27 protein-coding genes are annotated in these 23,711 nt (G+C 29.8%); 14 read left to right on the top strand and 13 right to left on the bottom strand.

Going from position 1 to position 23,711, the window contains the following annotated elements; translation table 11 throughout:
• Positions 1 to 4: 4 nt before the first annotated feature.
• Together IFB02_RS06445 and IFB02_RS06440 are read left to right on the top strand one after the other, a co-directional pair.
• On the top strand, positions 5 to 1,366 hold the full coding sequence (locus IFB02_RS06445) for an MBOAT family O-acyltransferase (protein WP_223878883.1): 1,362 nt from the start codon (positions 5 to 7) through the stop codon (positions 1,364 to 1,366).
• Positions 1,332 to 2,435 carry a DHHW family protein gene (locus IFB02_RS06440; protein WP_106687538.1) on the top strand — a complete coding sequence of 368 codons (1,104 nt, stop codon included), beginning with the start codon at positions 1,332 to 1,334 and terminating at the stop codon, positions 2,433 to 2,435. Before IFB02_RS06445 ends, IFB02_RS06440 begins: the two co-directional genes overlap by 35 nt.
• 48 nt (positions 2,436 to 2,483) lie before the next feature.
• Here the strand turns inward: IFB02_RS06440 and gdhA are convergent, their stop codons facing one another.
• Positions 2,484 to 3,827, bottom strand: coding sequence for an NADP-specific glutamate dehydrogenase (gdhA, locus tag IFB02_RS06435; protein ID WP_106687539.1), 1,344 nt, complete (start codon positions 3,825 to 3,827; stop codon positions 2,484 to 2,486).
• Positions 3,828 to 4,054: 227 nt separating this feature from the next.
• Here gdhA and IFB02_RS06430 point away from each other — a divergent pair, with 227 nt between their 5' ends.
• Positions 4,055 to 4,870 (top strand): THC0290_0291 family protein, encoded by an 816-nt coding sequence (locus IFB02_RS06430; protein WP_106687540.1) that lies wholly within the window; start codon positions 4,055 to 4,057, stop codon positions 4,868 to 4,870.
• Positions 4,871 to 4,937: 67 nt separating this feature from the next.
• Here IFB02_RS06430 and IFB02_RS06425 read toward each other — a convergent pair whose 3' ends face one another.
• Positions 4,938 to 6,077, bottom strand: coding sequence for a cystathionine gamma-synthase (locus IFB02_RS06425; protein ID WP_106687541.1), 1,140 nt, complete (start codon positions 6,075 to 6,077; stop codon positions 4,938 to 4,940).
• Between the two features lie 85 nt (positions 6,078 to 6,162).
• On the opposite strand from IFB02_RS06425, the gene IFB02_RS06420 reads away from it, so the two are divergent.
• Positions 6,163 to 6,891, top strand: a complete 729-nt coding sequence (locus tag IFB02_RS06420; protein WP_158256267.1) for a DUF3298 domain-containing protein — start codon at positions 6,163 to 6,165, stop codon at positions 6,889 to 6,891.
• Here the strand turns inward: IFB02_RS06420 and IFB02_RS06415 are convergent.
• Positions 6,888 to 7,343 carry a DinB family protein gene (locus IFB02_RS06415; protein ID WP_106687543.1) on the bottom strand — a complete coding sequence of 152 codons (456 nt, stop codon included), beginning with the start codon at positions 7,341 to 7,343 and terminating at the stop codon, positions 6,888 to 6,890. The genes IFB02_RS06420 and IFB02_RS06415 overlap by 4 nt on opposite strands.
• A gap of 171 nt (positions 7,344 to 7,514) precedes the next feature.
• Here IFB02_RS06415 and IFB02_RS06410 point away from each other — a divergent pair, with 171 nt between their 5' ends.
• Both IFB02_RS06410 and IFB02_RS06405 read left to right on the top strand, forming a co-directional pair.
• Complete coding sequence (locus IFB02_RS06410; RefSeq protein WP_106687544.1) at positions 7,515 to 7,868, top strand: arsenate reductase family protein; 354 nt, start codon at positions 7,515 to 7,517, stop codon at positions 7,866 to 7,868.
• Positions 7,861 to 8,757: a DMT family transporter gene (locus IFB02_RS06405; protein ID WP_106687545.1), complete on the top strand. Its 897-nt coding sequence runs from the start codon at positions 7,861 to 7,863 to the stop codon at positions 8,755 to 8,757. Before IFB02_RS06410 ends, IFB02_RS06405 begins: the two co-directional genes overlap by 8 nt.
• Here IFB02_RS06405 and IFB02_RS06400 read toward each other — a convergent pair.
• Complete coding sequence (locus IFB02_RS06400) at positions 8,746 to 9,225, bottom strand: acyl-CoA thioesterase (RefSeq protein ID WP_106687546.1); 480 nt, start codon at positions 9,223 to 9,225, stop codon at positions 8,746 to 8,748. The genes IFB02_RS06405 and IFB02_RS06400 overlap by 12 nt on opposite strands.
• Before the next feature lie 137 nt (positions 9,226 to 9,362).
• On the opposite strand from IFB02_RS06400, the gene IFB02_RS06395 reads away from it, so the two are divergent.
• The 5 genes from IFB02_RS06395 (at position 9,363) to IFB02_RS06375 (ending at position 13,267) form a co-directional block, all read left to right on the top strand.
• Positions 9,363 to 10,220, top strand: coding sequence for a YicC/YloC family endoribonuclease (locus IFB02_RS06395; protein WP_223878882.1), 858 nt, complete (start codon positions 9,363 to 9,365; stop codon positions 10,218 to 10,220).
• Positions 10,221 to 10,277: 57 nt separating this feature from the next.
• Entirely contained in the window at positions 10,278 to 10,865 is a 588-nt protein-coding gene (gmk, locus tag IFB02_RS06390; RefSeq protein WP_106687548.1) for a guanylate kinase, read from the top strand.
• 86 nt (positions 10,866 to 10,951) lie between these two features.
• Positions 10,952 to 11,530, top strand: coding sequence for a nicotinate (nicotinamide) nucleotide adenylyltransferase (gene nadD / locus IFB02_RS06385; RefSeq protein WP_106687549.1), 579 nt, complete (start codon positions 10,952 to 10,954; stop codon positions 11,528 to 11,530).
• 105 nt (positions 11,531 to 11,635) lie between these two features.
• The gene (locus IFB02_RS06380) at positions 11,636 to 12,598 is read left to right on the top strand and encodes a hypothetical protein (protein ID WP_106687550.1); all 963 of its coding nucleotides are present in this window, start codon (positions 11,636 to 11,638) and stop codon (positions 12,596 to 12,598) included.
• 231 nt (positions 12,599 to 12,829) lie between these two features.
• Positions 12,830 to 13,267 (top strand): OsmC family protein, encoded by a 438-nt coding sequence (locus IFB02_RS06375; RefSeq protein ID WP_106687551.1) that lies wholly within the window; start codon positions 12,830 to 12,832, stop codon positions 13,265 to 13,267.
• A 54-nt stretch (positions 13,268 to 13,321) separates the two neighbouring features.
• On the opposite strand, the gene IFB02_RS06370 is transcribed toward IFB02_RS06375, so the two are convergent.
• The 3 genes from IFB02_RS06370 to IFB02_RS06360 form a co-directional block, all read right to left on the bottom strand.
• Positions 13,322 to 13,915: a hypothetical protein gene (locus tag IFB02_RS06370; protein ID WP_106687552.1), complete on the bottom strand. Its 594-nt coding sequence runs from the start codon at positions 13,913 to 13,915 to the stop codon at positions 13,322 to 13,324.
• Between the two features lie 164 nt (positions 13,916 to 14,079).
• Positions 14,080 to 14,574: a peptidoglycan-binding protein LysM gene (lysM, locus tag IFB02_RS06365; protein ID WP_106687553.1), complete on the bottom strand. Its 495-nt coding sequence runs from the start codon at positions 14,572 to 14,574 to the stop codon at positions 14,080 to 14,082.
• Between the two features lie 175 nt (positions 14,575 to 14,749).
• The gene (locus tag IFB02_RS06360) at positions 14,750 to 15,700 is read right to left on the bottom strand and encodes a nicotinic acid mononucleotide adenyltransferase (protein WP_106687554.1); all 951 of its coding nucleotides are present in this window, start codon (positions 15,698 to 15,700) and stop codon (positions 14,750 to 14,752) included.
• A gap of 130 nt (positions 15,701 to 15,830) precedes the next feature.
• Here IFB02_RS06360 and IFB02_RS06355 point away from each other — a divergent pair, with 130 nt between their 5' ends.
• The 3 genes from IFB02_RS06355 to IFB02_RS06345 all read left to right on the top strand — a co-directional run bounded on the left by IFB02_RS06355 (position 15,831) and on the right by IFB02_RS06345 (position 17,736).
• Positions 15,831 to 16,832: an NAD(P)H-dependent glycerol-3-phosphate dehydrogenase gene (locus IFB02_RS06355; RefSeq protein WP_106687555.1), complete on the top strand. Its 1,002-nt coding sequence runs from the start codon at positions 15,831 to 15,833 to the stop codon at positions 16,830 to 16,832.
• A gap of 51 nt (positions 16,833 to 16,883) precedes the next feature.
• Positions 16,884 to 17,237, top strand: a complete 354-nt coding sequence (locus tag IFB02_RS06350; protein WP_106687556.1) for a hypothetical protein — start codon at positions 16,884 to 16,886, stop codon at positions 17,235 to 17,237.
• Positions 17,238 to 17,310: 73 nt separating this feature from the next.
• Positions 17,311 to 17,736 carry a hypothetical protein gene (locus IFB02_RS06345; protein WP_146131250.1) on the top strand — a complete coding sequence of 142 codons (426 nt, stop codon included), beginning with the start codon at positions 17,311 to 17,313 and terminating at the stop codon, positions 17,734 to 17,736.
• A 60-nt stretch (positions 17,737 to 17,796) separates the two neighbouring features.
• On the opposite strand, the gene IFB02_RS06340 is transcribed toward IFB02_RS06345, so the two are convergent.
• From IFB02_RS06340 to IFB02_RS06315, 6 genes are read right to left on the bottom strand one after another with little or no spacing between them, the layout of a single operon-like run.
• Positions 17,797 to 18,192 carry a hypothetical protein gene (locus IFB02_RS06340; protein WP_106687558.1) on the bottom strand — a complete coding sequence of 132 codons (396 nt, stop codon included), beginning with the start codon at positions 18,190 to 18,192 and terminating at the stop codon, positions 17,797 to 17,799.
• 34 nt (positions 18,193 to 18,226) lie between these two features.
• Complete coding sequence (locus IFB02_RS06335; RefSeq protein ID WP_106687559.1) at positions 18,227 to 18,583, bottom strand: DUF6686 family protein; 357 nt, start codon at positions 18,581 to 18,583, stop codon at positions 18,227 to 18,229.
• Positions 18,584 to 18,599: 16 nt separating this feature from the next.
• A complete protein-coding gene (locus IFB02_RS06330; RefSeq protein ID WP_106687560.1) occupies positions 18,600 to 20,789 on the bottom strand; it encodes a PepSY domain-containing protein in 2,190 nt (729 codons plus the stop codon).
• Positions 20,790 to 20,800: 11 nt separating this feature from the next.
• Positions 20,801 to 21,283, bottom strand: coding sequence for a DUF2271 domain-containing protein (locus IFB02_RS06325; RefSeq protein ID WP_106687561.1), 483 nt, complete (start codon positions 21,281 to 21,283; stop codon positions 20,801 to 20,803).
• Between the two features lie 12 nt (positions 21,284 to 21,295).
• Entirely contained in the window at positions 21,296 to 22,768 is a 1,473-nt protein-coding gene (locus IFB02_RS06320; RefSeq protein ID WP_106687562.1) for an ankyrin repeat domain-containing protein, read from the bottom strand.
• 4 nt (positions 22,769 to 22,772) lie between these two features.
• Complete coding sequence (locus tag IFB02_RS06315; RefSeq protein ID WP_106687563.1) at positions 22,773 to 23,678, bottom strand: DUF6607 family protein; 906 nt, start codon at positions 23,676 to 23,678, stop codon at positions 22,773 to 22,775.
• Between the last annotated feature and the right edge of the window lie 33 nt (positions 23,679 to 23,711).

Genomic DNA, 23,711 nt, shown 5'->3' with positions numbered 1-23,711 from the left:
TTTATTGGTATATTATGTTACTCCTAAACGGTATAAAAATTTACTTTTATTACTTCTTAGTTTAGGGTTTTATACTTGGGGAGAAAAACAATTAGTAGTATTAATTATTTTATCTGCTTTTACAGACTATTTTGCGGGATTAATTATTGCTTCAGGCAAAAAAAAAGCCGGACTATATCTTTCTATATGTTTTAATCTTGGGATTTTAGCCTATTTTAAATATGCCAATTTTGCTCTAACCAATATTAATGCTGTGTTAGAGTATTTTAATTTAAATGTATTTTACTTTAAATCTGTAATACTACCTATTGGAATAAGTTTTTACACCTTTCAAACTATGTCTTACACGATTGACGTGTATAGAGGTCATGTTAAGGCGAATAGAAATTTTATAGATTTTGCAACCTACGTTACGTTATTTCCGCAATTAATTGCAGGACCTATTGTTAGATATTCAGAAATTGAAACAGAATTAAAACAAAGAAGTATTTCTTTAAACACTTTTAACCAAGGAATACAACGCTTTATAATTGGATTAGCAAAAAAAATGATTATTGCTAATAATTGTGCAATTTTTGCAGATGCAGCCTTTAGTCTTACTGGTTCACAATCTTCAGCATTAATAAGTTGGATAGGGATTATTGCCTATACACTACAGATTTATTTTGATTTTTCTGGTTATTCGGATATGGCGATTGGATTAGGTAAAATGTTTGGTTTTAATTTTCCAGAAAACTTTAATTTTCCTTACATATCAAAATCTATTAGAGAGTATTGGCAACGTTGGCACATGACTTTATCCCAATGGTTTAAAGATTACTTATACATTCCTTTAGGCGGAAATAGATTAAGCAACTCACGTACATATTTAAACTTGTTTATTGTTTTTTTACTAACAGGTTTATGGCATGGCGCAAGTTGGAATTTTATTATTTGGGGAATCTTTCATGGACTGTTTATTGTTTTGGAACGCTTTGGATTAAGCAAATTTTTAAATAAACAAGTTATATTTTCACATCTGTATACACTTTTAGTTATTCTTTTTGGGTTTGTAATATTTAGAAGTGAAAATATTGATTATGCTGCCAACTATTTTAAGTCTCTTTTTAATTTTTCGGCTAAAATAAATTACGAATTTTTAGCATTTTACTTGACAACTGAAGTTTGTATTGCTTTAATATTAGGTGCAATCTTTTCAACTAAACTACTCGAAAATTTAAAAACGATTATTATTAAATCTAACAACATAAAAACTATAAAAATCGCTAAACTTTCTTATGATATTGGATTGATTCTATTATTTGTTTTCTGCTTTTATTATATAGCTACAGATGCTTATAACCCATTTATTTATTTTAGATTTTAAGATGAAAGCTAGATTGTTTATAACCGTATTTTTAGTTTTATTACTAATTCCAAACGTAGTTTTACTTTTTGGTTTAGAATCTAACTTGGAAACTAATGAAAATTTAAAACATGCTACTTTTCCTAAAATCGAAATTAATAAACCTACCAAAACACTATCTGCAATAAACAGTTTTTATACTGGTAATTTTGGCTTAAAAAAAACAGCTGTAAATCAATACATTTACTTTAAAAGAGCTATTCTAAAAGAAGATCCTTTACCAAATTATATGGTAACAGGTAAAGACAATTGGTATTTTCTAGGAAACCAATATAATAATGTGTTTAAAAATACTTTTGGAGTTATTCCGTCTGAAAAACCATCAAAAATATTAAGCTATTTAAATACAGTTAATCAATATTTATCCAACCAAAACATTAAATTTTATGTGGTTGTAGTTCCTGATAAACATCAAATTTATAAAGAATATCTACCTTACACTTTACCGCAAGGCACTACATTATTAAATCTTGTAAAACAAAATGCAAGCTTAAATTCTAGTCATGTAAAATTTATTGATTTACATAAAAGCTTATTAGATAAAAAAGAACAACACCAAATTTATTATAAAACCGATTCTCACTGGGATAATTTAGGTGCGTTTTATGGCTACAAAACACTTATGCAGGAATTAGAAAAAGATTTTGCAATTACATCTTTAAATAAAGACGATTTTAACATTACAACAAGCTTAAAAACAATTGGAGATAATACAAAGATGACAAACCTTAAACATGAGGTTAATTTCGTGAATTTAGAACCAAAATCACCAAATAAAATAGACGTTGTGTTAGACGACCAAAACTACTTACATTTTAAAAATAATTCTAAAACATTAAACCTTTTAATGTACAGAGATTCTTTTACAAATGCATTAACACCTTTTTTAAACCAAACATTTAATAATGTTATTTTAATCAGAGATTTTAATGTGGCAAAATCACATATTAACAAACATAATCCTGATATCGTAATTCTTGAAATCGCTGAGAGAAACTTAGATTATTTAAGTAGAGCTACTTTAAAATAAAAAAACCGCTTAAATAAGCGGTTTTTTAAATATTTGATAAGATTAGATTTATACTAATCCTTGTGCTAACATAGCGTCTGCTACTTTAACAAAACCAGCAACATTAGCGCCTTTTACGTAATCTATAGAACCATCTTCATTCTTACCATATTCTACACATGAAGCATGAATATCGTCCATGATTTGATTTAATTTAGCGTCTACTTCTTCTCTAGTCCAATTATAACGTAAAGAGTTTTGACTCATTTCTAAACCAGAAGTTGCTACTCCACCAGCGTTAGATGCTTTTCCTGGAGAGAATAATACTTTTGCTATTTGTAACACTTCAATAGCTTCTGGTGTAGTTGGCATATTAGCACCTTCTGCAACTGCTATTACTTTATTGTTTACTAAAGCTTCAGCTTCTTCTTTATTTAATTCATTTTGTGTTGCACATGGCATTGCTACATCACAATTTACAGACCAAGGTCTTTCGCCTTCATGGAAGGTAGCTGATGGATACTTTTCTGTATACTCGTGGATTCGTCCTCTTTTTACATTTTTAAGCTCCATAATAAATGCTAATTTTTCTTCATCTATACCATCTTTATCATGAATATATCCTGAAGAATCAGACATTGTTACTACTTTTCCTCCTAATTGTGTTGCTTTTTCGCAAGCATATTGTGCTACGTTACCAGATCCAGAGATGACAACCGTTTTTCCTTCAAAAGAATCGTTTTTAGTTGCTAACATATTTTTAGCAAAATATACACAACCATATCCTGTTGCTTCTGGTCTTATTAAAGATCCACCGTAAGATAATCCCTTACCTGTTAAAACGCCTGTAAATTCGTTTTTTAATCTCTTGTATTGACCAAACATGTAACCTATTTCTCTTCCTCCTACACCAATATCTCCTGCAGGAACATCTGTATTTGCACCAATATGTCTGTATAATTCTGACATAAAAGATTGGCAAAAACGCATTACTTCGTTATCACTTTTTCCTTTTGGATCAAAATCACTTCCTCCTTTTCCTCCGCCCATTGGTAAAGTGGTTAAAGAGTTTTTAAATACTTGCTCAAATCCTAAAAACTTTAAGATACTTAAGTTTACAGATGGATGAAAACGTAATCCACCTTTGTAAGGACCAATTGCCGAGTTAAATTCTACTCGATAACCTCTGTTAACTTGAGGTTTTCCATTATCGTCAATCCAAGGAACTCTAAATATTATTGTGCGTTCTGGCTCTACCATTCGTTCTAATAATAATTTATCTTGGTACTTTGGATTAGCTTCAATAAACGGAATTACAGTCTCTGCAACTTCGTGTACTGCTTGTAAAAATTCTGGTTCGTGACCATTTTTTGCTTTTACTTGATCTAAAAATGCTTCTATTTTTTGTTTCATTATTACAATAAAAATTATGACACTTTTAATTTTGGTGTCAAATTGCAGTACAAATATACATTATCTTTAAACATTTAGCCTACTTTTTTAACTTTTCGCAAACGTTTTAGTTATTGTCTTTTTTGATATTTTAAAATTAATTATCGCATTTTATCTGTATTATTTGTATGTTAGTCGTGATTTTATATATTTGTTGGATATTTAGCCTCTAAAACTAAAGCCTTATTATGCTTAACCATAAACAATTAACGTTGATTTTACTAGTCGTTTTAACTAGTACTACTGCATTTTCTCAGTTAGGCTTCTCGCACGAAATTGGTATTATAACTGGTCCTGTTGCCTTTAAATCTGATTTTGGAGAACGTTTAGATTACGAAACTAACGCTGGTAACTCTGGTATTGGTATTGGACTTGTTCACTACATTAACTTTTCTTATCAAGCAGATTGTAATTGTTATACTACAGATAACTATTTTAACGATCACTTTAAACTTAGAACAGAAATATCTTGGAATAAAACCAAGCTAAATCATTTAGGTGAATGGGTACAACCGTATAGAACTAGTGTCGAGGCTCAAAAACTTAGAGCGCATTCTGGTGAAGCTAATAACTTAGATATAGGTATGCAATTAGAGTATTTTCCTTTAAGTATTAGATCGTTCCAGGCTTTTGGCTATAAATTTGCACCATTTGTAAGTCTTGGTGCACATTATGTGTCGTACAATCCTAAAGTTTACACAAATTATGGAGACCAAAGTGTAGCTAATATGAATAACTTTTATTCACCTTGGTATACAACAAATCCTAATTTAGATCAAGATTTTGAAAAACCAGTAGATCCAACGTCTGGAAGTACTTGGTCTATTGTATCTAGTATTGGTGTAAGATATAAACTTACTGTAGTTTCAGATTTAATGCTAGACTTACGTGGGCAATATTTTGCTAACGATTGGATTGATGGTTTAAATCACCAATTAGACTCTAATAAATATAACGATTGGTTAGTATGGCTAAACTTTGGTTATATCTATTATTTAGATTAAAAATTAAATTTACAACATAAAAAAAGCCAACTTTTACAGTTGGCTTTTTTGTTTTATTTTTAGATAATTATCCAATAGCTTGTTTAAGATCATTAATTAAATCTTCTTCGTCTTCTATTCCTACACTTAATCTAATTAACGCATCTACTACGCCTGTCTTTTCTCGTTCTTCTTTTGGTATACTTGCATGTGTCATACTTGCTGGATGACCACATAAAGACTCTACACCACCTAAAGATTCGGCTAATGTAAATACTTTAAGATTTTCTACTATTCTAATAGCATCTTCATAACTGTTTCCTTTGGTAACGAAACTTATCATACCACCAAAATCTTTCATTTGAGATTTAGCAACTTCATGGTTTGGATGACTTTCAAAACCTGGCCAATACACCTTTTCAATTTTTGGATGTGATGCTAAATATTCTGCAACCGCTTTTCCGTTTTCACAATGACGTTGCATTCTTACATGTAATGTTTTAATTCCGCGAAGCGCTAAAAAAGAATCTTGTGGTCCACAAACAGCGCCACTTGCATTTTGTATAAAATATAAACGATCTGCTAAGTCTTTATCTTTAACAATTAGTGCGCCCATGACTAAATCACTATGACCACCTATATATTTTGTTGCCGAGTGCATTACTAAATCTGCTCCTAGATCTAATGGTTGTTGTAAATATGGCGTAGCAAACGTATTATCTACCGCTAAAAGCACATTGTGTTTTTTTGCAATCTCTGCAGTTGCTTTTATATCGATAATATTCATCATTGGGTTTGTTGGTGTTTCTACCCAAATTAGTTTGGTATTATCATTTATATAATCTTCAATATTACTAGCATTTTGCATACCGATAAAATGAAACTTGATCCCAAAATCTTCAAATATTTTGGTAAATAATCTGTAAGTTCCACCGTATAAATCGTTAGTGCTTATTACTTCGTCACCAGGTTTTAATAGCTTCATTACAGCATCTATTGCAGCAAGTCCAGATCCAAACGCTAGACCATATTGCCCGTTTTCTATACTAGCAAACGCATTTTCTAAAGCTTGACGTGTTGGATTGTGTGTTCTAGAATATTCAAAACCTTTATGTCCACCAGGTGTAGATTGTGCGTATGTAGAAGTTTGATAAATTGGAGGCATAACAGCACCATAAGCTGGGTCATGTTTTTGTCCACCATGTATCGTTTTTGTATTAAATTTCATAGTAAATTGTTTTGATTGCAACAAAAATAACGTTTAATTCGTTGTATTCAAACTACACGTCTTGCTTTAAATTATGTTTAACGTTATGAAATTAAAATCGCCATTTTTACTTATCATTTTAGTCTTTTTAAGTAGTGTTTCATGTAAAAAAGAAACTAATATTTCTTTTTCTGAAATCAATATTTTTTCTGAAAAAGAAACTTTGGTAGAAGTTGTAATACCTAAAGCAAATGGCGATTCTAATATTGCATCAACAATAAATAATACACTTACTAAGTTTGCTTGCGATATTTTAAATATAGATAGTGCTAAAGAAAAAAAATTAACTATCGAAGAAAGTATAATCGCTTTTAACAATGCTTACAAAGATTTTAACGCTTTAATACTTAAAGAATTTGAAGGCGATTTCCCTAATTGGGAAGCATTTGTAGATGGAGAAATTTCTTATAAAAACGAAAGTATTGTTAGCATTGCTATGACAGGAAGTGTCATTACAAATGCTGCTAATAACAACTTAGTGTTTAAGTTTTTTAATTTTGATCTAGCAACAGGAAAATCTTTAAAAACTAAAGATTTAATTAATGATATAGACCAATTTACCGCATTAGTAAAAAAGTACTACGACAAAGAATTAATGACTGTTCATACAAGTCTACAAGCAAAAAACCTAGACTTTAAACTTCCAGAAACAATAGGCTTTAATGACGATGGTGTAATAATAATTTATAATGATTTTGAGTTTGGCGCATTAAGTAAAGACGCTGTAGAATTTACAATTCCTTACACAGTTGCTAACCCATTTTTAAAATACTAAATAACGCGTTTTAAAGCCAATACATAACCTAAATGTATACCTTCATGAAAGTTGTTAAACGCAATCGCTTCATCTACATTAGTTAATGTACTTTTAGTTGTTACCGTGTATTCGTGATAGGTTTGAAAAATACGGTTATCATAATCTTCTTTAGTTTTCTCTATAGTACTAAACAGTAAACCCTTAATTAGATCAACTTCTGCTTGTGTAACATCACGTTCTACTTTTGTACCTTTTCTATACATTTCTACCAACTCATCACTTACAATCATAGGAATACCTGATAATTTATAAACCAACAATTGTTGTGTTACAATGGTATGAGCAACATTCCAAATAATATTATTATTAAAACCTTCAGGCACTTTATTAAGTTGTTCTAAGGTTAAATTTTCTAGTAATCCTTTTAAAAATTTTCTACTTTTTAAAGTCGTATCAAATGCAAAATCCATAGTAATTTCAATTTTCAATAAAATTAAAAATTTCAATAATTTTAAACTAATTTCAGTTCAATTTTAAGAATAAAAAAAGAAATTAATAATTCGCTTTCGCGGAAGTTTTGCCAGAAAAAGCATTAAACTTTTGCAAAAAAAATCGAAATTTGCCTACAAACACCATAACTAATGAAAAAAGTATACTTCCTTAAAACTTGCAATACCTGTACAAGAATTATTAACGATTTAAATCTTGATAATACTTTTACCTTTCAAGAGATTAAAAACGAACCTTTAACAGCAAAACAAGTTGACGAGTTAGCAACATTAGCTGGAAGTTACGAAGCGTTGTTTAGCAAACGTGCTAAGCTTTACAAAGAAATGGGTTTAAAAGACCAAAATCTAACCGAAAAAGATTTTAGACATTATCTATTAGAACATTATACATTTTTAAGCAGACCAGTAATAATTATAAACAATACTATTTTTATTGGTAGTAGTAAAAAAAATATTGAAGCGGTTAAACAAGCATTAAATGAATAAACTACGTATACTTGCTTTAATTGCAGCATTTATTGTGCAATTATTGTATGGCTTAAACTTTACATTTGCTAAAGATGTCATGGTAAATGGACATATTAAACCCTTTGGTTTTATTGTACTTCGTGTAGCTGGAGCTACTATTTTATTTTGGATTGTTAGCCTTTTTGCACCAAAAGAAAAAATTGACAAAAAAGACTACAAAACATTTTTACTTGCTTCTATTTTTGGAGTTGTAGTAAACATGCTTTTTTTCTTTAAAGGCTTAGAGCTTACTACACCAATACATGCATCGGTAATAATGATTACTAGTCCTATTATCGTATTAATACTATCTTCTTTTTATCTTAATGAAAAGATTACAAAACTTAAGGTTTTAGGTGTTGTTTTTGGATTTACTGGCGCAGCGATACTAACTGTTTATGGTAAATCACCAAATCCAGGAGACAATGTTTTATTAGGAAATATTATGGTGTTAATTAATGCATTATCCTATAGTATTTACATTATAATTATAAAGCGATTAACCGAAAAATATCATCCATTTACGTTTATTAAATGGCTGTTTTTGTTTGGCTTTTTTATGGTTTTACCGTTTGGATATTCAGATTTAACGGTAATCAACACAAGTACATTTACACCATATATTTGGTTTTCGGTAATATTTGTAATTGTTGGCGCAACGTTTGGGACTTACCTATTAAACCCTTTAGCTTTAAGACACTTACGCGCATCTACAGTAACTGTATTTATTTATATGCAACCATTAATCGCAGGTATTTTTGCAATTATTATGGGAAGCGATGCTTTAACAACAGTTAAAGTGTTAGCGTCTGCATTAATATTTTTAGGCGTGTATTTGGTTACAAAAAAACCTAAACTACAAGCTTAGGTTTTTTGGTTTTCTGTTATGTTTTCTAGTATCTTCTTTGGTTAAGATGCTAAAGTCTTCAGTTTTAGGGAAATGTTTTGTTAACTCTAAAAGATCGTCTGGAAGATTAGTTAATTTTCTAGAGTTTAAATCTATCCAAGCTCCAAAAATTTCACAAAAGGCAAGATTTTCACCTTTATGATTGTAAAAATTATGATCAAATTTAAAGAACATTCCGTCTTCACTTAAACCAGAAACTTCAAGAGTTACGGTTACTGGATAACCTAAAAAGGTTTCTTTAAAATAATGTACATGCTCATGAAAAACTACTGGACCAAGACCTTCTTTTACCAATTCTGATAAAGAAAATCCGTGTTCATGTAAAAACGCTGTACGCGTATGACTCATAAAATTAATATAAGCAGAGTTGGCTAAATGCCTATTAGCATCTATATCACTCCAACGTATTTCAAACTGTTTTTTGTACATATTTAAAGTGTTTAATTGTCAAAACTACAATTATTTACTGTGCATGCATAATAAAATTTCTAAATAAGCTGTTAAATTTCAATTTCTGTAGCGATAACATTTTACTTACCTTTGCGCTTAATAAATTCATTTTGTTTATGATATATTCAATGACAGGTTATGGTAAATCTGTTTTACAGTTGCCAACAAAAAAAATTACAATCGAGTTAAAATCGCTTAACAGCAAAAACCTAGATTTGAATGCACGCATGCCTTCTATTTATAGAGAAAAAGAACTTGAGGTACGAAAAAACATTGCTAATAAATTGGTTCGTGGTAAAGTAGATTTTTCTATTTATGTAGAAACCACTGCAGACGACACTTCTACACAAATTAACACGCCAGTTGTAAAACAATACATGCAACAATTAAAGGAAGTTGTAAATGGTGATGATACCGAATTACTAAAAATGGCAGTTCGTTTTCCTGATGCTTTAAATACGGTTAGAGAAGAAATTGACGAAAACGAATGGTCGCAAATTAACACAGAAATTAACACTGCTATAAACGCTTTAAACGAACACCGTTTAGACGAAGGAAAAGTGTTAGAAGCAGATTTTAATGCCCGTATAAAAAACATCGCTGACTTGTTAAATCAAGTAATAGCTATAGATCCAGAACGTATTGAAGGTGTTAGAGAACGATTAAAAAAAGGGATTGAAGAACTTAAAGAAAAGTACGACGAAAATCGTTTTGAACAAGAACTAGTTTACTACATCGAAAAATTTGATATTACCGAAGAAAAAGTACGTTTAAACAACCATTTAAATTATTTTACAGAAAGTATAAATAGCCCAGATAGCAACGGTAAAAAACTAGGATTTATAAGCCAAGAAATTGGTAGAGAAATAAACACGATTGGTTCTAAAAGTAACTACGCACCAATGCAACAATTGGTCGTACAAATGAAAGACGAACTTGAAAAAATTAAAGAACAATTACTTAACGTACTTTAATAATTTAAAAACTATATGTCACGCTAAGCTTGTCTAAGCGTACTTAAAATAAAAGACTTGACTAAAGACAACACAAAACAAGGTAAATTAATAGTATTTTCTGCACCTTCTGGATCAGGAAAAACAACCATTGTAAGACATTTACTTAAAGACGATAATTTAAATTTAGCCTTCTCAATTTCTGCAACTTCCAGAGAAAAACGTGGTACAGAAGAGCATGGTAAAGACTACTACTTTTTATCATTAAAAGACTTTAAACAACATATAAAAGACGACGATTTTTTAGAATGGGAAGAAGTTTACCGCGATAATTTTTACGGTACTTTAAAAAGTGAAGTCGAGCGTCTTTGGGCATTAGGTAAAAACGTTATTTTTGATATAGATGTATCTGGCGGATTGCGTATTAAAAGAAAATTCCCAGAGCAAACACTTGCTGTTTTTGTAAAACCACCAAGTATAGACGAGCTTAAAATACGACTTAAAAAACGTAAAACAGAAAGCGAAGACAAGATAAATATGCGTATCGCTAAAGCAAGTGCAGAACTTGCAACAGCTCCGCTTTTTGATGTTATTATAGAAAATGATAATCTAGAAAAAGCATTAACAGAAGCAGAAAATTTAGTTGGTGCATTTGTAAAACAATAGTTAACAAACGTCAGTTCGAGTGATTTTTTGAATGGTTACTAAGTGTAGCCGAAGTAAAAAAAAATTGTATCGAGAACATCAAAATCATGAAAATAGGCTTATACTTTGGATCTTTTAACCCAATACACATTGGGCATTTAATTATAGCCAACCAATTGGTAGAAAATAGCGATTTAGACCAAATCTGGTTTGTCGTAACGCCACATAATCCGTTTAAAAACAAAAGCACGCTTTTAGACAATTACCAGCGTTTAGAAATGGTCTATTTGGCTACAAAAGAATACGATACCTTAAAAGAAAGCGATATCGAGTTTAACTTACCACAACCCAACTACACTGTTAATACCTTAGTCCATTTAACCGAAAAATATCCTAATCACGATTTTGCCTTAATTATGGGCGAGGATAATTTAAAAAGCTTCCATAAATGGAAAAACTACCAAACCATTTTAGAGTATCACTCCATTTATGTTTACCCAAGAATTAGTGAAGGTAAAGTAGATACACAATTTAACAATCACCCAAAAATAACACGTGTAGATGCGCCAATTATAGAGTTATCTTCTACTATGGTTAGAAAAGCAATAAAAGAAGGTAAAAACGTAAAACCATTATTACCTGAACACGTTTGGGAATATCTAGATCAAATGAATTTTTATAGGTAATAAATCCATTTGATTTTGTCAAATTTTACAGCTAATTTCGTTTAACAACCGATAATACAAATTGGAAACTCGCTTTATCATTACATTAGGTACAATTTGAACAAAATGAAAGTCATATTAATTTTATTAATTGCCTTAATTAATACTTCTTGTAATAATTCAAAGCTTAATGAACTGAACAAAAGAATTTCAACGTTAGAGAAGAATAATGTAACATTAATAGATTCCATTCAACAATACCAAAAGGAATTAGAGAAAAAGAAAACGAAAGATACATTTTGGACTAACAAAGAAAAATATGATGAAGGAACCTCTTACTTTAAAGTAATTCCACATGATTCAGTTTTTTTTGGCAACTACTTTACTAAAGAAACAACTTATAGCATAAAACATATTTCTCTTGATGATACTAATGGTGTTTTTATTGCGAAATATATTACTGAAACTAAAGGATCTATCCAAAGCGAAGGAACCAAAAAGAATATAAAAATAGAATTAAGTCATTTTGATAAGCCAAATAATGTTCTCTATAATATTGAAAAAGAATGCCATCAAATCGAGTTAGATAATAAAATTTATAAGACATATCAATTTGGTTGTTGTTTAGAAAAAGACACTTATGAATTTTATGATTATAGTAATAAGTCCATTGTAAAATCAAATTTGAAAATCATTTCAAGTTTGATACCGAATTCTAATATTGACTTTTATGTTGGTTATGAAATTGACCAAAAAGAGAAAAACTCTGATTTCTATAGTGGAACTTTGACCTTTGCATATGATAATTCCGATAAATTCATAATTAAAACCTTTGGTAATAAAAAACATGATTGGTTTAATTCAGAATTAGATATAATTTCTAATAGCAAAAAAGATTATAAAATTGAAGAGGATTATGAAACAGTATTTAATATTTTGTCACTTAATGAAATTAGGGATAAAGAGAAAGTGAACGAAATCACTCTCATTTTAAAAATTGACGACAAAATAGTTCTTAAAATCCCAATTATTAATGGGAAACCTTTTGGAAAAAATGATAGAATACATAAAATAAAACTTGAAATATAAAAAACTTTACATAACAACTGTTATATTCCATTGCTGCTGAATTTCCTCACCGGAAATTCAATCTTATTAATTATCTTTCCGAAACATCGGAAAATGACTTGCGTACTTTTTCCGCAAAAAAACGTAAACAAATACGTTAATCAAAACTTCCCAAAACATTTACAATTTCCTTAACCCTATTTCTTTAGTAAAAGCTTTAATTTTATAGTAAACCAAAAATTAAATTATTTTATGAAGAGAAAAGCAACAGCCATTTGGCAAGGTACAGGTAAAGACGGTAAAGGTATTTTAAATGGACCAAGTGGCGTTTTAGACAATACACCTTATAATTTTAAAGCTCGTTTTGAAAACGAAGACGGTAAAGCTGGAACAAACCCAGAAGAACTAATTGCAGCTGCACATGCTGGTTGTTTTGCTATGGCACTTAGTTTTGCCATACAAGAAGCAGGTTTTGAAGCTAACAAATTAGACGTAGATGCTACAATTACTGTAGAGCAACAAGATGGCGGTTTTGCCTTTACCCATATACAATTAGACCTTACTGGAAAAGTAGATGGTATGGACGAAGCAAAATTTAAAGAACTTGCCGAAGGTGCTAAAAAAGGTTGTCCTGTAAGCAAAGCTTTAAGTAGTGTAGATATTAGCTTAAACACTACATTTGAAAGTTAAAACTAGATATTTATTATAAAAAAAAGCCAACTTAAATGTTGGCTTTTTTAATTCTTATTTTTCAACAGGAGCATCATCTACGTTACAATCGGATAAATAAGCTTCTACAAACATAGCCCAATTATTGCCCGCAAAATCTGTACCTTCTGCCCAAGCTGTTTCTCCACCAGTTGGTCCATTTACTTCTGCATGTGCAGCAAAACAATAGTTTTCTTGCAATACAGACGCATCTAAATAATAAGATACTGTATTTACATCTGGGTTATGTGTTGTAGAATGCTCAAAATGTCCAACTTTAGGATTACCAGATCCTGTTGTTGGTATACTTTTATCTTCACAATTACCAATGCTTAAATGTGTTGCTTGTATGGACCAATTTTCATTTGTAGTATAGGTGATCACTAAATCATCTCCATCTAAATCTACAGATACTGTTCCTGCAATATGATGTTGGCCTGCAATTAGATTTGTTACCATGCAAGGCTCATCGTAAGATGCTCTTTGCAAACTTACATCTGCTGTACTTATCCTAAAATTTGGATCTGTATTATTAAACTCAGCATTAGTACTAATTGGTTGATCTTTGTCGCAACTTACTGTTAAAAAGAAAGTTAAAAATGCAAATGCATAAAGGGATACATTTTTCATAATAAAAAAATTAAGTAGGTTTATATCGAATTAAATTATCTAATTATCGATATAAAACATAATTTATTCGTTATAATGCATTTTATTTTAACAGTTAAAAAGGTTTTCTTACAAAAAAACCCAATTTGAATTAACAAATTGGGTTTAATTTTATATTTATTGGTTTAATCTAACGCAGGAATACGTAATACTTGTCCAGGATAAATCTTGTCTGGATCTGTAAGCATTGGTTTGTTAGCTTCAAAAATTTCTGGATATTTCATTGCATTACCATAATAGTGCTTTGCAATTTTACCTAATGTATCACCACTAACTACTGTATGAAATTGAGCTTCTGGCTCTACAACTTCTGCTTCTGCAACTGTCATTTGATCATCTACTGTTGCAATACCGTCGCTATTTCCTACTAATAAAACTACTTTTTCTTTTGTTGCTTGATCTTTAGCTTCTCCTGTAATAGTTGCAGCATCATCGTCTATTAGTATATTTAAATTAGTAACTTCTAAGTCTAAATCGCTTACCGTTTCTTCTAATTTTTTGGCAGCCATTTCTTCCATCTTTAATTCGGCAGCTTTTGCTTCTGCTGCTTCTTCTGCATCTGTTTTTCCTATTCCAAAAACTTTTGCTCCTGCATTTTTAATAAATGAAAATAATCCCATAATTGTTATTTGTTTTAATTGTTAATATTGTTATTGTAAAGTTAGCAAAAAGGTAGTAATTAATTTTATCTACTACTAATTAGTTTAACTGTATGGTTAAATTGTAAAAAAAACCGTTTAAAAGTAATTTTTTAAACGGTTTTTCTAACTAACTAATTAACTAAATTCTCAAAAATTAAGCTCTTGTGTTCTCTCTTGTATTTTCTTTTTTCTTAGTACGTTGTACACGCTTCTTGTGTGCAGAAGTTTTATTTTTATTTATGTCTTGTCCAACTTTTAAATATTGTATGTAACCTCTTCCTGTAAATTCGTATACTGTACCAGAACTTGGATGATATAATTCTACACGTTGATCATTAATAACGCTTAGTTCAAAAAATTCATTGTCAAAATAATCATAATCTAGTGTTAATGTTTTTAGGTACATGTTACCAGAAACATCATTTACACCGTATAATCCTGAATAATCCCAATATAAATTGTTTGGATTTGTTCCTTCTGGATCTTGAGAACTTCTAAAGCTGTTATCGTTTCCGCCAGATAAAAACTGAAGGAAGTTTTCATTATCAAATTCGTTTAACGCTCCGTAATTACTTGTGTATGTTTTTTCCCAAGCTTCGTATTCTTGTAAAAAGTATTGAATATTATCATAAAACACATAATCGTAATCAAAGTTTGCACGTTGGTAACCGTGTAAAATATATGAAGTATCATTAAATGGATTGTATAATTCTATAGTATTATAATCTAATTGATACACATCAAAACTATCATAACCATCTATATCATGATCTATATCTAAAATCATATCGTACGCATTGTAATAGCCTATTTGTATACCATAACCATTACCTTGGCTTCCTATTCCTACTAAGTTGTTATTTGCAAAAAGATTTCCGTTTCTAAAAGAAATTGTAAATGCCATTTGTAAAAAAGGTGATTCGCCATAACCAATGGTTTCGTTTATATCTACATACCAAAGATCGTAAGAGTTTAGTAGCTGATTTACAGACATTGGTTCTTGATAATCGTTGTAAGCATAATCGTCTACAACTACTTCTGTGTAACAAGAAGTAAATAATAATGCAATTAAAGCAAAACCTGAAAGTAGTTTTATCGTCTTCATAATCTGTCGTTTTAAAGGATTGATAGTTTTTAGGTTTCAAAAGCTGTGCCAAAAATGTAAATTAACTGATTTACAGCACTAATTGAAGTCTTTATTTTTATGTATTTTTGATATTGAATTTTATAATATTATGAGTCAATCTTTAAAATACGCTGTTTTTGGTTCTGGTAGTTGGGCTACTGCAATTGTAAAAATGCTTTGCGAAAACCTTGATGAAGTTGGTTGGTACATGCGTAGTGTTTATACAAAAGAACATCTAATAAAAGAACAACATAATCCAAGTTATTTAAGTTCGGTAGAATTTCATTTGGAGCAATTAAAATTAAGTAATGATATTAATGAGATTGCTAACTATGCAGATGTATTAATTTTTGTGATTCCGTCTGCATTTATTCATGCCGAATTAGATAAATTAAAAGTAGATATTACTAACAAAACTGTAGTTTCTGCAGTAAAGGGAATTATACCAGAAAGCGGTTTATTAGTTGGAGAACATTTTCATGATATTTATAATATTCCTTTTGAAAATATTGGCGTAATTGCTGGTCCTTGTCATGCTGAAGAAGTTGCTTTAGAGCGTTTATCTTACTTAACCATTTCTTGTGCAGACCAAAAAAAGGCGCAAACAATTGCAGATGCTTTATCTAGCGATTATATAAAAACAAAAACTAGCGACGATATTATTGGTACCGAATATGCTGTGATGCTTAAAAATATTTATGCAATTGCTGCTGGTATTGCTCATGGATTAGGTTATGGTGACAACTTCCAAAGTGTGTTAATGAGTAACGCTATTCGCGAAATGAAACGTTTTATTAAAAAAATGCATAAAATGAAACGTAACATTAACAACTCTGCTTACTTAGGTGATTTACTGGTTACAGGATATTCTACATTTTCTAGAAACCGAATGTTTGGAAACATGATTGGTAAAGGTTACACAGTAAAATCTGCACAAATGGAAATGAATATGGTTGCAGAAGGTTATTACGCTACAAAAAGTGCTAAATTACTTAACCAAAACAATAAGAAAAAAACACGTTTACCAATTATAAACGCTGTATATTCTATACTTTATGAAGGTAAAGATCCTAAAAAAGTATTTAAAAAACTTACCGATAAATTAGATTAAAATTAACGTTTTATTACACAATTAATTAGTTGTAAAGTCTACTTTTACATCGTGAAAAAGTATTTACATCTTTTATTAATTTTAAGCGTTACCATTAGCTTTGCGGCTACTAAAACACATCGTTTTAGTGACCAAACTGCTTTTGTGTCTTCTAAACAAGATACTGTTACTGCGCCTGTTAAGTATTTAACCGTTGCTAATACTACAGATCCTATAGTAATTAACTTTTTAGATGTAGACATTTCTAATTACCCATCTAATTTTAAAGATAATTTATACGGTAATCTAGACGCTTTAACTGCTTATTTTACGACAACTTGTTTGATCAAGTTTTACAATCTAAATGCAATTTTGCTTTGTTTTAATAAGTCTGATATTGCATATCCTTTTCATACGCATTTATAAGGTTTTGTTTAAAAAATAAATCATTAAGAAGGTTTTAATAACCTACATTTTACAATTTTTAATTTTAAACAAAATGGATACAACAAATACTATAATAGGTGTTGTTATTACCCTTTGCTGCGGTATTCCTTTCTTTTTATTATACATGTCTAAAAAGAAAAAAACACAACAAAAAACTAAGCTTTTTAAATCTATTGCTGAAGAAAAACAACTAACTATAAACAAAATAGATGTTTTTAATCATTTAACTTTTGGGTTAGATACAGCTAAAAAAGTAGCGTTAATTACTAATAATTCAGCTTACAATATTGTAGATTTAACTACTTGTGATAGCGCTGTTTTAGATGTACGTAAACAACGAAAAAGTAAATCGTCTGAACAAATTACAGATGTATTTTTAACTTTTAAAAATCCTAACAGTACTACTATAGATTTTAATCTGTTTAATATAGATATTAATAGGCTAATAGATGGCGAAGTAGAAGTTGGTCACAAATGAACCAATACCATAAATCAATTAATTAAAAAGTAAACTAAATAAGCCTTGAGTTTTCAAGGCTTATTTAACAACTACACCTCTAACCTTCATTAACGGTACAGGTTGTAATGCGTTTAAATTTATAGTGTTTTTTCTAAAGGTATATGTTTTGTCATACATGGTATTACCTTCAAAAAACGTGACTTTAAATTGATTGTTAAGTGTAAAAAGTTCTTCTTGAATTAACTCTATTTTGGCGTAGCTTTTCTTAGGTAGTTTATCTATTTTTTTTCTAAAAACAGATGTTGTCTTACTATCAGAATAACCACTAGTAACAATTATTACTGTATCTAAATCTACGTCTTTATCGTTAATAATATAAGCATTCCAATCTTGAGTTTTGTACACATCATTATACTCATTAACTATAGCAATGTAAACGCCTTCTACTTTTGGAATAAATATGTCTTTTTTCATCTTAACTTTTTAAGACTACAAAAATACTATTAAATTAATTTAATATTAAAGTATAATCTACATCATCTACAGTAATTAACTTATCATAAACATTAATTACTGGCTGTTTTACTAATGTTTTAAGTTGATTAACTTCTTGTCTATTAAACATTAGCACTAAGTTATCTTGTAAGGTAGGTATTGGTATTTTTTTTGTAATTCCTGCACTTGCGTACTTACATTCCCAAAAATCGGGCTCTAAATTTAAAATATACTGTTTAAATTGTTTAAACTCGTTAACAGTAAATTCAAAATATATATTATTAAATTCTAAGTGAAAATGCTTGCAGTTTTTACACAAAGACAATTCGCCTTGAGATGTTTTTGATATTGATTTTACGTTATTACACATAATTTTAAGTTTTATGTTAGTAACAATCCATCTTTATTTGACCGTTATCTATAAAGTAACTTACGTTGTTACTTAAATTGTTTTGGCAAATCGTATCTAATTGGTCTAAAACACAAGTTTGCATTGCAACCGAACCACAAATCATTACAACACCTTTTTGCTCTAATACAGAAGCTATAATGTTGTCTTTTTGTGCTATAACATCTTGAACATACGTTTTATTCCCTTCTTTAGAATACGCTATATTACATGTGCTTAGTAACTGCTTGTGTTTTGCTTCATTTAAATAAGCATCATAAATATTAACTGAAGTTTGCGTACGCGTGCCCCAAAACAAATGCTTTTTAATGTTTGAATTTTGATTAATCATACCCAAAAAAGGTCCAATTCCTGTACCATTTGCGATAAAAACAGCATGTGTTGTGTGTTTTGGAAGGTAAAACGATGGATTTTTATTAATTCGTGCTTTGATAACTTCACCTTCTTTTAACTGACTAAAATAATTTGAACAAACGCCAAACTGATGTTTTTTGACACTTAAAACCAGTTTATCTTCAAATTTTCCTAAAGAGTATAATCGCTCTATTTGATCTTCTTTAGGAAACACAGATAACAAATCACCAGATTGTATTTTGTGTGTGTTTTTAGTTTGTAAAGTCAACACAAAAGTATGATCCTGGTTAATTTCAGATTTTGAAACTACTTTAAAATCTTGAAGATTTTTTGGTGTTTGTAATTGTTTTACTTTAGGTAATTCTATGTCTAATTGCGATTGTAAATTAAACGCTATACACCAATTTTTAAACGCATCTAAAGACTGATTATTAATTGTTTTTATTGGTAAAAATTGGGTGAAATATTGACTGTTATTTAGTGCATTATTTACATCTTCTGCAAACTGGCAATATGCCTTATACTGTAAAGACCCAAATCCAACAACACTAAATTTTAGGCTTTGGTTTTGTGGCGTATTTTTAAACGTATCTAAAAATTTATTAGCGTTTATTGGCGCTTCACCATCGCCATACGTTGCTGTAAAAACAATTAAATGTTCGGCTTTTTTGTAAGTTGAATAACTGTTTAAATCGGAAATAAAAACACTTTGTTTTGCATTTATCAAACTGTTAAATAATGCCGAAGCAAATCTGTAAGTACTTCCTGTTTCTGATCCTACAAGAATGATAAATTTTGCTTGATCTTTGGTGTATTTATTTTTTGGGATTACAGTATTTTTCTTTCGTCTTAAAGTCATATCAAACCCAGAATACATAAAATACAAGATGTTTATGGTCGCAATTAGCAAAATTAAAGACCAAATAATACTGCCTTTTCCTGTATGTAGATTTAAACTTAGTATTGAAAAATAAGACGTTAAAGATGTGTTTTGTTCGCTTAAAATTTCACCAGAATATTGATGTATTAGCAGCTCTTTATCTTTAAGCTTTAATGTGTAGTAATCCTCGACAAACTCAGAAAAAGGAAACTCTAAATGCTTAACTTGATCTAAAGTAATTGTATCAAATATTGAAGCCGATTTTTCTGTTGAAGATGCCTCTAACGCTTCAAAATCTACATCGTGTTTAATCGCTTGATCGGTAATTACATCAAACTTAAGCAGCGATAAGTACACACCTGTTATAGTAATAATAATTATTGGCAAAAGTGACCAACGACCAAGTACGATATGCCAATATTGTGACGGATTTTCTTTTACAATTTTGGCAAAAAAGTGTTTAATTCCGCTTTGTCTTTTAACGACCAAAATAAAACCGGTAATTGCTATTAAAAGCAATAAAAAAGAGCCTAAAGCAACTAAAAACCGACCAGTGCTTTTTAAAAATAAAGACCGATGTAAGTTAGTTGTAAATTGAAAAAACTTTGATGGCTGAATGTTTTCACCTAAATAATTAGCTGTTTTAGGATTAAAATAACCGTCTAGATTTTTGCCATCTTTAGTAATAACAGAAGCAGATACAAACTGGTTTGCATCTACTTCTATTTGTAAAATTTCTGGATATGTTTGTTTAAAGGTATTAACTGTTTGGTCTAGACTAATTGTTTTTAAATCTTCTACTTTATAAGGTTGAAGTTGTTCTGAAATAGGCTGAAATGCTAAAATTATACCTGTAACAGACGCTAATAAAATAAAAACAGACGCTGTAATAGCTAATGCTAAATGACTATATCTCCAGATAGAAATGGTCATATATTTAAAGATTAGTTAGGCATTAAACGTACATAACGAATAAAACCTTTACCGTCGTGTTTTGCCTTTAAGTTTTCTGTTGTTAAGTCAAACTCTATATCTTTTGTGTAATATTCTTGATCTTCTACAGCAGTTTCAAATCTTAATTTATAACCTTTGTTTATTTTAGAATCGTCAATATCTAAAACGTTAATTGCGCGTTCTCCACCAGCAATAGTTGCTCCTGTAATTGCATCTATATCTGCTCTAACTTTACCTTGGAATTTCCACCATTGTGTGATATCGTAGTACCATTCTTCATCATCACCTTGTACATATAATGTTTGGTCATAATCACCATTTGGATTAATTAAAGACACAACAACATATGCGCCTTCGCCAGTATAATTAGTCATCTGTATCATACATTTATACTTTGTAGTCGTTATTGTTGTAAACGACCAAAGTAAAGCAGATAATAATGTTATGCTTAGTGTTATTTTTAATGATTTCATTGTTTTTATTTTCTATTTAATAAAGTTTAAATCAACTTTATTTTCATTTAAAATTTCGTTTTCTAAAGCTAAATCGTAAGCGGTTTCTCCAAAAGTAGTTGTTGCAGATTTATCTGCACCAATACTTAACAAATACTTAAGTATAACATCGTTTTTAGCTTTCATTGCTGCAAGAAGTAAAGCTGTATTTCCGTCGTTATTTTTTGCATTAATATCTGCAACTTTTAAGTTAACTACTTGCTTAATTAAGTCTAAATTTTGATTGTTTACTGCAAGGTGTAGTAGAGTACTTCCATCCTTTTGTTTTTTAGAAATATCTAAACCTTTAGATTTTAAAAAGCTTAATTTTTCTGAAAATAATTTAGGGTTTTTAGCATTAAAAGCTTCAATTAGATAATAATTAAGATTATTGCCATTATTATCTTCTACATTAACCTTTGCACCTTTAGAAGTTAATAATTTTACAACATCTACATCATTATAACTTGTAGCTAATACTAATGCTGTTTGTCCCTTTTTATTTTTGTGATTAATATCTTTTACGTGTTGTAATAAAGATGCAATCACTTCTATATTATTTCTTGATACTGCATTTAAAAACGGTGTGTTACCATCTTTATCTACAGCATTTACATCGTTACCATTGGCTAATAAATAATTGATAACTTCAATATCTTTAGTACGTGCTGCAGCATTATGCAATGGTGTTACGCCTTCTTTGGTTTTTACTTTTGGGTTTAAACCATTGTTTTCTAAAAACTTATAAACGTGTATTCCGTTGGTTTTACCTCTTGTACCTTGACTAGCAAAAATAAATGCTTGATCGTTACCTTTTACACCTTTATTAGTAAGCTTTTGTAACAACTCTAAATTACCTGTTCTAGCAACGTAATTATAAATTCCGTTACCATTATGGTCTTTAGAATTTAAATCTAATCCTTTAGAAGTAAAGTAATCTATTAATTTAAAATCTTTGTCACTTGGCGCTGCTAATAATAAAGCATTTGCACCACTATGATTTACATCTTTTAATAAGTTTGCGCCATTAGCTAAACATAAATCATATACTTTAGTGTTAGTTTGACCTGCATTAGCTGCAAAGTTTAAAACGGTTAATCCATGATCGTCTAAAATATCGGTCTTTGCACCTTTATTTATTAATTCTTGCATGTATTGGTCATTACCTTTGTAAGCAGCCCAAAAAATGTATGTACGACCATCATGAGTTAGTTTATTAACATCGTTACCTTTTATAGATTGTAAGTATTGTAAAGTTTCTATAGGTGCATCTTGTAATATAGCATACACCATTGGATCAAAACTATTTGGATTTAATTGTGTTGGATCATGTCCTTCTTCTACTGCAATTTTAACTGCTTCTACAGAAGTTGTATTTGACCAAAAGTTTCTATCTAATAACTTGTTATTTTGTGCAATTACACTAAGATTAATAAAAAGTATTAGTGTTGTAAATATGTGTTTCATTTGTTTATTCTTTTATAAAACTATCTATTACTGGATTTATTTGTTTTGCTGTATTATAATTTTCGTCGTCAAATAAATATTTATATAGTAATTTATTATCTACTTTTTCTTCTAATTGTAAGTTTTTATGTCTTCCATAAACTTCATCCCATTTTGCTCGTACTGTAGACCATTTATCTTGGTGCGCTTTCCACCAATCTTGTGCTGCTTGACAACGACTATCGTCTACTTTTACATAGGTGTTATACCCTTTTTCTTTAGCTAATGTTACATCGTCTTTACCTTCGGCTCTAATAACTTTAGCGTTATCTTGATCATGCAACCAACCGTATTCTGTTATTTCGTGTCTGTTACCTCTTAAGGTTACATTATAATCACTACGTTTAGTGTATTCGCGTCTTGGTAATGGCGCTGTTGTTGTGTTTTCCCAATAGCTTTTACCGTCTACATGTACCCAAGTTGCACTACCTTCGTAACGTGGACTATCATCTACTTGATATACCTTTTGTGTCCATTGACCTTCAACTTCATCTTCTGTTTTTGTCACAAAATTCCATTTATTATCACCATCAAACATATAAAAATCTTTGTTTTGGAATAACCAATCTTGACGCCAATGTTTTACAATATGTGGACTAGCTGGATTACCAACTTGCAGTAAATGCTGTATAGATATCTTATTATCAGCATCTTCTACTAATTGTGCCCATTCCAAACCTTTGTCTACTTTAGTTTCTGATGGTTTATATAACGAATCCGAGCTATAATTAAAGGTCTCGGCAAAGTTAAAGGTTACTTCGTAACATCCGCACATTTTTTTTATAGCTGCTTGATCTTGCTCTTTTTTAGATTGTGCAGTAGCGTTAAATGCTACTAAGAAAAATAAAGTAATTACTAGATAGTGTTTCATTTTTGATGAATTTAAATTTTTTTAAAAAAATAT

Source organism: Mesoflavibacter profundi, from assembly GCF_014764305.1.
Lineage (GTDB): Bacteria > Bacteroidota > Bacteroidia > Flavobacteriales > Flavobacteriaceae > Mesoflavibacter > Mesoflavibacter profundi.
Note: the sequence above shows the minus strand (reverse complement) of the source record. Positions and strands in the feature narration are given on the sequence as shown.

Bases quoted from the DNA above. Each gene is read 5' to 3' on its own strand.
- IFB02_RS06380 (WP_106687550.1), top strand. From the start codon at position 11,636: ATGAAAGTCATATTAATTTTATTAATTGCCTTAATTAATACTTCTTGT.
- IFB02_RS06400 (WP_106687546.1), bottom strand. From the start codon at position 9,225: ATGTACAAAAAACAGTTTGAAATACGTTGGAGTGATATAGATGCTAAT.
- IFB02_RS06320 (WP_106687562.1), bottom strand. From the start codon at position 22,768: ATGAAACACATATTTACAACACTAATACTTTTTATTAATCTTAGTGTA.
- IFB02_RS06360 (WP_106687554.1), bottom strand. From the start codon at position 15,700: ATGAAGACGATAAAACTACTTTCAGGTTTTGCTTTAATTGCATTATTA.
- IFB02_RS06425 (WP_106687541.1), bottom strand. From the start codon at position 6,077: ATGAAATTTAATACAAAAACGATACATGGTGGACAAAAACATGACCCA.
- gdhA (WP_106687539.1), bottom strand. From the start codon at position 3,827: ATGAAACAAAAAATAGAAGCATTTTTAGATCAAGTAAAAGCAAAAAAT.
- IFB02_RS06440 (WP_106687538.1), top strand. From the start codon at position 1,332: ATGCTTATAACCCATTTATTTATTTTAGATTTTAAGATGAAAGCTAGA.
- IFB02_RS06335 (WP_106687559.1), bottom strand. From the start codon at position 18,583: ATGTGTAATAACGTAAAATCAATATCAAAAACATCTCAAGGCGAATTG.
- nadD (WP_106687549.1), top strand. From the start codon at position 10,952: ATGAAAATAGGCTTATACTTTGGATCTTTTAACCCAATACACATTGGG.
- IFB02_RS06370 (WP_106687552.1), bottom strand. From the start codon at position 13,915: ATGAAAAATGTATCCCTTTATGCATTTGCATTTTTAACTTTCTTTTTA.
- IFB02_RS06325 (WP_106687561.1), bottom strand. From the start codon at position 21,283: ATGAAATCATTAAAAATAACACTAAGCATAACATTATTATCTGCTTTA.
- IFB02_RS06315 (WP_106687563.1), bottom strand. From the start codon at position 23,678: ATGAAACACTATCTAGTAATTACTTTATTTTTCTTAGTAGCATTTAAC.
- IFB02_RS06395 (WP_223878882.1), top strand. From the start codon at position 9,363: ATGATATATTCAATGACAGGTTATGGTAAATCTGTTTTACAGTTGCCA.
- IFB02_RS06410 (WP_106687544.1), top strand. From the start codon at position 7,515: ATGAAAAAAGTATACTTCCTTAAAACTTGCAATACCTGTACAAGAATT.
- IFB02_RS06415 (WP_106687543.1), bottom strand. From the start codon at position 7,343: ATGGATTTTGCATTTGATACGACTTTAAAAAGTAGAAAATTTTTAAAA.
- IFB02_RS06355 (WP_106687555.1), top strand. From the start codon at position 15,831: ATGAGTCAATCTTTAAAATACGCTGTTTTTGGTTCTGGTAGTTGGGCT.
- IFB02_RS06375 (WP_106687551.1), top strand. From the start codon at position 12,830: ATGAAGAGAAAAGCAACAGCCATTTGGCAAGGTACAGGTAAAGACGGT.
- IFB02_RS06340 (WP_106687558.1), bottom strand. From the start codon at position 18,192: ATGAAAAAAGACATATTTATTCCAAAAGTAGAAGGCGTTTACATTGCT.
- lysM (WP_106687553.1), bottom strand. From the start codon at position 14,574: ATGGGATTATTTTCATTTATTAAAAATGCAGGAGCAAAAGTTTTTGGA.
- IFB02_RS06420 (WP_158256267.1), top strand. From the start codon at position 6,163: ATGAAATTAAAATCGCCATTTTTACTTATCATTTTAGTCTTTTTAAGT.
- IFB02_RS06405 (WP_106687545.1), top strand. From the start codon at position 7,861: ATGAATAAACTACGTATACTTGCTTTAATTGCAGCATTTATTGTGCAA.
- IFB02_RS06430 (WP_106687540.1), top strand. From the start codon at position 4,055: ATGCTTAACCATAAACAATTAACGTTGATTTTACTAGTCGTTTTAACT.
- IFB02_RS06330 (WP_106687560.1), bottom strand. From the start codon at position 20,789: ATGACCATTTCTATCTGGAGATATAGTCATTTAGCATTAGCTATTACA.
- IFB02_RS06345 (WP_146131250.1), top strand. From the start codon at position 17,311: ATGGATACAACAAATACTATAATAGGTGTTGTTATTACCCTTTGCTGC.